The sequence below is a fragment of the Thermoplasma sp. genome (genome assembly GCF_023256435.1).
Lineage (GTDB): Archaea > Thermoplasmatota > Thermoplasmata > Thermoplasmatales > Thermoplasmataceae > Thermoplasma.
The window spans coordinates 1-6,490 of the sequence record NZ_JAGDXM010000014.1 but is presented as its reverse complement, the minus strand read 5'-3'; the positions used below and the strand labels follow the sequence as shown (position 1 = coordinate 6,490).

Here is a 6,490-nt window from a genome sequence, read left to right as displayed (position 1 = left end):
TCTACATTGAGGGAAGTCCGTGTATCTCATCGCTAAAGCTGTTGAGATTTACAGCTTCCCCCAAACCCCCAACTTCTCTTTTAAAAATATTCAGATATAGGCTTAAGCTTCGAAAGCCTGATTGCAGTAGTATTAATATTTATAAGTGCGGGCAAACTCGTTTTTCGCCTAATAATTCGATATTTGATATCAGATCAGTTCACAGATAATCGTACTTGCTGTCTTCCTCGTCCACATCGTCCTCGTAATCTACCTTCTGCACGGTAACTTTAGTTTCCTCTCCATTCTTCAATGATGAGACGAAGCCACCAGTAAGCGAAAAGGCTATGAGTATGGCAATTGAAGAAGGTACAATTATGAAAAAGGTGTAAATGACACCGGCATATGAATACAGGTAGGTGGCAAAGTTTGAAATTGATACTACACCGCTGGTAGAGAGTGGCAGGACTCCATAACCTACGTATTTCTCGGCGATTCCCAGAGCACCGGTTCTGAACGGATAGAGCAGCACCGCTATTATCACAAAAAGTCCGGATACGGCGAGAGAACTGATGAAGCCGTTTCTCATGTTTCCAGATTTTCTTCCTCCCAGATAACCAGCTAGGGCGGGTCCGGCGACAGGTAGCCACCAGAGTATGACAGAAAAGAGTAGCATGTAGGCGAAACCAGAATAGAGTGAATACACATTTTTCTCATTCGATATTTCTTCCTTGACACCAGCCATGGAATATGCCATTGTCTGACAAAAACAAAAATAGTATTTTAGTTTATCTATGACCAAACACTAAGATCCAAATTTCTCAGATCTACCGGCAAGCTGCATCAATATGTCCATGACGTTATAGCTTGTTATACGTAATGATCCATGGCTCGAGGAAAATTCGTCGAAAAACTGAACACCGTCATTCATAACACCATCCGTGTAGAAAACGATAGGAACCGGATCACCTGAATGATCCCTGAATGAGCACGGCGTGCTATGGTCGCCTGTTATGCATAATACGGTTCTTTCACCTATGGTTCTCAGCGGCTCAAGACCTTTATCTATTTCTTCGATCACCTCTCTCTTGAGCAGATAATTCCCATCATGGCCGGCAACGTCCGTCGCCTTTATGTTCACAAGAATGAAGTCATGGCTTTCTGTCAGCTGAACGGCCTTTTCGATTTTCCCTCTATAGTTTGATCCAACGGTTCCTGTGGCACCTGGAACGTCAAAGACATCCATTCTGAGAAGACTGCATAGGCCCTTTAGCCATGGGCTTCCTACAACACAGGCGCCTTTCATATGGTTCTTCTCCAGGAACGACGGGATATCAGGCACCTTGCCTGGGCTTCTGATCAGGAGTTCATTACCGGGCAGCTTTCCATTCTTTGCCCTTTCTCTGTTGACCTCATGATTGGAGAGTATTTCCCTCGCTCGATCGAGATAGGCATTGATGATCTCTGCTGTGCGATCTGCAGACGGATCCAGCGATCTTATGCGTTCTGGTGGCAAACCTTCCTTATGCGGATCCGAATCTGTGACCCTGTCAGATAGATCTGGGCCAGACACCACCAGTGCAGCTCGATGTTCAACTCCGCTCTTTACCCTGAATTTATAGTCGCCCATATCGATGCTAATAGCGGATGCTAATGCATCATTGCCCCTGTTCTCCCTTCCTGCTCTCCTGTCTGTGATCTTTCCGTTTATGTTTGTGGCAAAATTTGCTCTGAAGGCCAGATCACCAGGATTTATATTTATACCAAGCCCCAGAGCCTCAAATGGGCCCCTGCCCGGGTAGTATATCTTTGGATCATAACCGAGAAGGGACATGTGCGAGGTATCGGAACCGCATCTGATGCCGGGGGATATTGGATGCATTATTCCATTTATTCCATGGGAAGCTATCCAGTTCAGGTTGGGCCTGAAAGCCGCCTGAAGCGGTGTTCTATTCTTCAGTTCGGATCCAGGTCTGTCACCAAGGCCGTCGAGGACTATCAGTATGATGCTCTTCATCGTTTCATCGATTTACCTCCTGAATATAAAGGATCAGTGCCGGGTGATAGAATAGCGGAATATATATAAGCAAATTTATATTTAATTATAAAAATTATGGTGATATCTATATCGCATGCAAAATGTTTATAAACTGGGAGATGTATGCCTCTCCTTCAGATCAATCCTCTGGTGGCATAGGCCTCCTGTGCAGCAGTATATGAGTATGGTTTGAACCTGTCCAGTATGGGCAGATCCTCGTACGATACCTGATCCATCACATTGAGATATCTGAGTATTCCTTGAACTGCTATATCGCCGTCCCTGACAGCACTTATGAGATCACGATTCGGGTTCGTGGAATCTCCACCCGAGAATACGCCCTCGATAGAGGTCATTCCATTCTGATCGATGATGGGCTCGCCATGTGGATTCAGCCTCAGCTTCTTAACGTAATCACCTAGGAAGGAATAATCGGTTTCCTGACCTGTGGCCTCGATGACCATATCCACATTTATTGTGTATACTTTATCCTTTATTGGTACAGGCTTTGCTCTTCCCTTTCCCTCCTTGACCATCTCATTCTTCCAGTATTTCATTGCAACTACTCTGCCGTTTTCTTTCACGTATTCAAATGGAGTCACTTCCCACACATATTCAACGTTCTCCTCCTCTGCCTCCTCCATCTCCTCATCCGCATTCATGCTTGGATAACCGGGCCTGTCCACATCTCTCCTTCTGTACATTATGTATACATGCTTGGCGCCGAGCCGGAGTGAGGTTCTAGCTGAGTCATTGGCTGTGAAACCTCCACCAATAACTGCCACCGTATCTCCCACCTCTATCTTTTCGCCGAAACTCACTCTCTCGAGGAACTCTGTGGCGTGCATCACATTCGGCGCATCGCTGCCTGGCGTACCGGTCATCCTGGGTTTATGGTTCCCAACACCTAGAAACACGGCATCATAACTCTTCATTATCTGATCGAATGATATGTCCCTTCCCACCTTGGTGTTTAGTTTGACATCCACACCTCTGGATATTATGTACCCTATCTCCTTATCTAGGACGCTCTGCGGCAGTCTGTATCTTGGTATGCCGGTCTTCATGAATCCCCCAAGGGCAGGCCTCTCCTCGAACACCGTGACTTTTACCCCTTGGAGACTCAGATAATAGGCCACGGTCAGGCCTGCCGGACCACCTCCAATCACTGCCACCTTCTTCCCTATGAACTTTCTCTTCTGTGGTCTGAGAATCTCCCCATAGTCATCAAACTTGTCCGCAGCATAACGCTTCAGGTGTCTTATGGCTATCGGGCCCCCACCATCGTACATGACGCACACATCTTCACACATGTGCGTGCATACCCTGCCTATTATGGCTGGAAAGGGAAGGGTTTCCATGATGATCCTCACTGTCTGAGCCGGATCTCCAGCCGCCGTGCTCCTTATGTAGCCAGATATGTCCAGACTGGCGGGGCATGCTGCAGAACACATATTGCAGCCTAAGCATCTGCTTGCCTCGGCAATTGCCTCCTCATCGGTATAATTATCCAGCGGTTCCAAATCAAACGTCTTAGCCCTTTCCCCAGGTTCAGCCTTTTTTATCCGGACTCTTTCAAAACTAAGCATGGGATCACACCTTTGCTATCTTAAATTGACTAATAAACATTCTTTAGTTTTCAGCCTTAAATCTAAATGTCCTGCAATTACAGAGTTTCTTTCATACATGCGGAACGCCTCATATATGTGGAATTACCAGCATAGCGAAGAACAGATTGAAGAGGACAATTATGCTCAATGCTATGTAGAGCCTATTCTTTGTCAGGAGGAAGGATATTAAAGCAATGATCACGCTGGTGATTGGTGTGAAGACAAGAACCCACAGGCCGGTGGCTATGAAGAAAATGCCGTCCAGATGGACCAGTCCTTCAGGTATTAGACCTAGATATATGTATCTTGAATTCACCTTTAACTGTGGGTTGTAGCTTGCTATCTGGGCTAGGGTAAATCCAGACCCACCATTTTTTATGAAGATCAACAGCACACCGAAAATTATGAAGAACATGCTTATGGATACTCCGACTCTAAGCGCATAACTTATAGCAAGATCACGATCAAAACGCATCAGGCCTCACCCTTCTCCTCTATCTTCTTCATTACATGGTACATAATCACGATGGCAATTATGGAGATCACAGTGGATATTGCAAACTGCACATATGGAGATATCAAAATCACCCTTATTATGTAGAAGCCCTTGAGAACCATCTGTATGCCTAGAAACATCAATATTGCAAAGAATATCCATCTGATGCTTCTGTTTGTTATCCTGACAAGGATCTTGGCACCAAGAAAGGCTCCTATCAGCACCCCGATCGCCGTAGCTGCGGCTATGAAAGGCTGTATATATCCTGCATACCAGTAGATTGAGCTGCCAGTTGCAGCCGTTATGCCTATCATAAAGTTGCTTGAAGTGGTCGTAACCTTCATGGGTAGATTTATGGCCCAGTCCATTCCAAGAACCTTCAGAGCGCCACTGCCTATGCCCAGAAGACCAGAGATCATGCCGGCAAAGAACATTATGATCTCACCCAACCACCATCTCACGCCGGAGTATTCAACATTCTTGTGCAATCTTGCATCGTAATAGGATCCAGAGAGCTGAAAGATTCTGGTTGTCCAGTCAGGCTTCAGCATCTTGGGTATTTCATATTTCCCACGCTGGATCGTGGGAACAAGGGATCCAAGAAGAACAAATCCGAATATGACGTAGATCAACCATGAGAGGTGATGATCGTAGATGAACACGGCTGTCAGCGATCCGACTATTGCACCCGTCGTTGTTGCAACCTCCAGTCCAACGCCGAGCCTTATATTAGCTATCTTCTCCTTGGCATAGGCACTAGCAGAACCCGCGCTTGTGGCTATGGTGGAAATGAGGCTTGCGCCTGTCGCATAAATTATAGGTATGCCATAGAACAGCGTTAGAACCGGAACGAGAACGGTACCGCCTCCAAGACCGGTGAGGGATCCTATTAGACCGGCGATGAAAGCACCGGCAACTATTGACAGAAATCTGATTATGATCTCAATGAGCGTTAACATTCTCTGCGATATCACCTTTTTTTATAAATTATTTCTCGTTATCTGGTAATCATTAGAACAGAATCGTTAAAATTCTTCCCGATTCTGGCAGAAATACGACACAAAATGTTAATTAACTTTACATGATAGGGAAGTATGGAAAGGGATGAAGCCATCTCCAAGGTAACCGATGATCTTAAAATGCGTTATTCAGATCTGAAATTCATAAGCGCAGAGCCGCTGAAACATGATGATACGCTCAAGGAGTATTCGATCATAGTTAAATACAAGGTCAGGAATGAGGATAGAGCTACGGTCTATTATTTTGATGAATCCGGGAAAATCATCAGGCATTTTAACCTCTGACGCCCCAATACACTAGCGCATCGATGACTATCATCTTCACTTGAAAGCTACATCGGATCTGGAACAAGTCTATCCGAAGATCGTTATATGCGGATAAATCGAAACTATTATTTTTTAATATCTAATAATGATTTATAATAACAATCAGAACATACTGCTTATATTTAATCATTTAGTTTTATAATTATGAAATCCTCGCTGTTGATCATATTGATTGTTGGATTCCTGCTTATGATCCCTGCCACAGCACTGGCATCGTCCGGAACAAGCTCAATATCTGTATCGCCCTCCACAGTCTCTATACCTGCAGGATCTTCATCATCCATAAGCTACTCCGTAAAACTAGTGTCCGGATCAACATGGGGTACCAGCATATCCGCCACAGCCCCTTCGGGCATAACTGTAACTTTCAGTGACGGCAGCGGTGATCCGCCATTTTCCGGTACCGCTACGATCACGGTGGGCAAGACTGTATCTCCTGGGACATACACGATCCAGCTGAGCGCAAGTGGGGACGATCCATCCACATCGCCAACAACTGTCACCGTGGATGTGACCAACGCGACTGTTTCTCCTCCATCGCCTCCACCTGTCACCCCTGCGGTTCATGTGAATTACGTGCCATTCGTCATTGGCGGCCTTTCAATTGGTCTCTTCATAGTGTTCATTGTGCTCTTTACTGTTTTCTTCTCGGGCTATGCCCAGATAGTCAGGTCTGCATCATTCATCATAACGGCGGCTCTTGCGCTGTATCTTATAATCTTTGATCGAATACTCTTCACGGCAGCCTACTATCACTGGCTCGGCCTTGTCGTGTATCTTGTGCTCTCTGTTGCGATGTTTCTTATGTCTCTGTTTGGTTCGACGGGCATGCGGCGTCTCTCCCTCTATGCGCTGGCCGGAGGAAATACCCTGCTGGGGCTATTGATGATATCGGATGCTGTTGCCGGACTTCCCGTTTCTTCCTTGGCTGGCGTCACAAAGAACGTGGGTTGGAATTACCTCTTCGGATTCGGCACCACCTCTATTTCGACCATATCCATATCCTTTGCCTTCACCCTCC

7 protein-coding genes are annotated in these 6,490 nt (G+C 45.8%); 2 read left to right on the top strand and 5 right to left on the bottom strand.

The features are described 5' to 3' along the window. Positions 1-199 precede the first annotated feature (199 nt). The 5 genes from Q0C15_RS01665 to Q0C15_RS01645 all read right to left on the bottom strand — a co-directional run bounded on the left by Q0C15_RS01665 (position 200) and on the right by Q0C15_RS01645 (position 5,082). The gene (locus Q0C15_RS01665) at positions 200-736 is read right to left on the bottom strand and encodes a hypothetical protein (protein WP_297215304.1); all 537 of its coding nucleotides are present in this window, start codon (positions 734-736) and stop codon (positions 200-202) included. A 48-nt stretch (positions 737-784) separates the two neighbouring features. After that, a complete protein-coding gene (locus tag Q0C15_RS01660; RefSeq protein WP_297215303.1) occupies positions 785-1,996 on the bottom strand; it encodes a 2,3-bisphosphoglycerate-independent phosphoglycerate mutase in 1,212 nt (403 codons plus the stop codon). Positions 1,997-2,151: 155 nt separating this feature from the next. Further along, complete coding sequence (locus Q0C15_RS01655; protein ID WP_297215301.1) at positions 2,152-3,606, bottom strand: NAD(P)-dependent oxidoreductase; 1,455 nt, start codon at positions 3,604-3,606, stop codon at positions 2,152-2,154. Between the two features lie 109 nt (positions 3,607-3,715). Continuing rightward, a complete protein-coding gene (locus Q0C15_RS01650; protein ID WP_297215300.1) occupies positions 3,716-4,102 on the bottom strand; it encodes a DUF1634 domain-containing protein in 387 nt (128 codons plus the stop codon). Next, complete coding sequence (locus tag Q0C15_RS01645) at positions 4,102-5,082, bottom strand: sulfite exporter TauE/SafE family protein (protein WP_297215298.1); 981 nt, start codon at positions 5,080-5,082, stop codon at positions 4,102-4,104. Before Q0C15_RS01645 ends, Q0C15_RS01650 begins: the two co-directional genes overlap by 1 nt. Positions 5,083-5,217: 135 nt before the next feature. Between Q0C15_RS01645 and Q0C15_RS01640 the strand changes: the two genes are divergently transcribed. Continuing rightward, positions 5,218-5,427 carry a hypothetical protein gene (locus Q0C15_RS01640; protein ID WP_297215296.1) on the top strand — a complete coding sequence of 70 codons (210 nt, stop codon included), beginning with the start codon at positions 5,218-5,220 and terminating at the stop codon, positions 5,425-5,427. A gap of 186 nt (positions 5,428-5,613) precedes the next feature. Further along, on the top strand, positions 5,614-6,490 hold an 877-nt coding region (locus Q0C15_RS01635), incomplete at its 3' end, for a hypothetical protein (RefSeq protein WP_297215294.1).

Coding starts and splice junctions, on each gene's coding strand:
- Q0C15_RS01665 (WP_297215304.1), bottom strand. CDS start 736: ATGGCATATTCCATGGCTGGTGTCAAGGAAGAAATATCGAATGAGAAA.
- Q0C15_RS01660 (WP_297215303.1), bottom strand. CDS start 1,996: ATGAAGAGCATCATACTGATAGTCCTCGACGGCCTTGGTGACAGACCT.
- Q0C15_RS01655 (WP_297215301.1), bottom strand. CDS start 3,606: ATGCTTAGTTTTGAAAGAGTCCGGATAAAAAAGGCTGAACCTGGGGAA.
- Q0C15_RS01650 (WP_297215300.1), bottom strand. CDS start 4,102: ATGCGTTTTGATCGTGATCTTGCTATAAGTTATGCGCTTAGAGTCGGA.
- Q0C15_RS01645 (WP_297215298.1), bottom strand. CDS start 5,082: ATGTTAACGCTCATTGAGATCATAATCAGATTTCTGTCAATAGTTGCC.
- Q0C15_RS01640 (WP_297215296.1), top strand. CDS start 5,218: ATGGAAAGGGATGAAGCCATCTCCAAGGTAACCGATGATCTTAAAATG.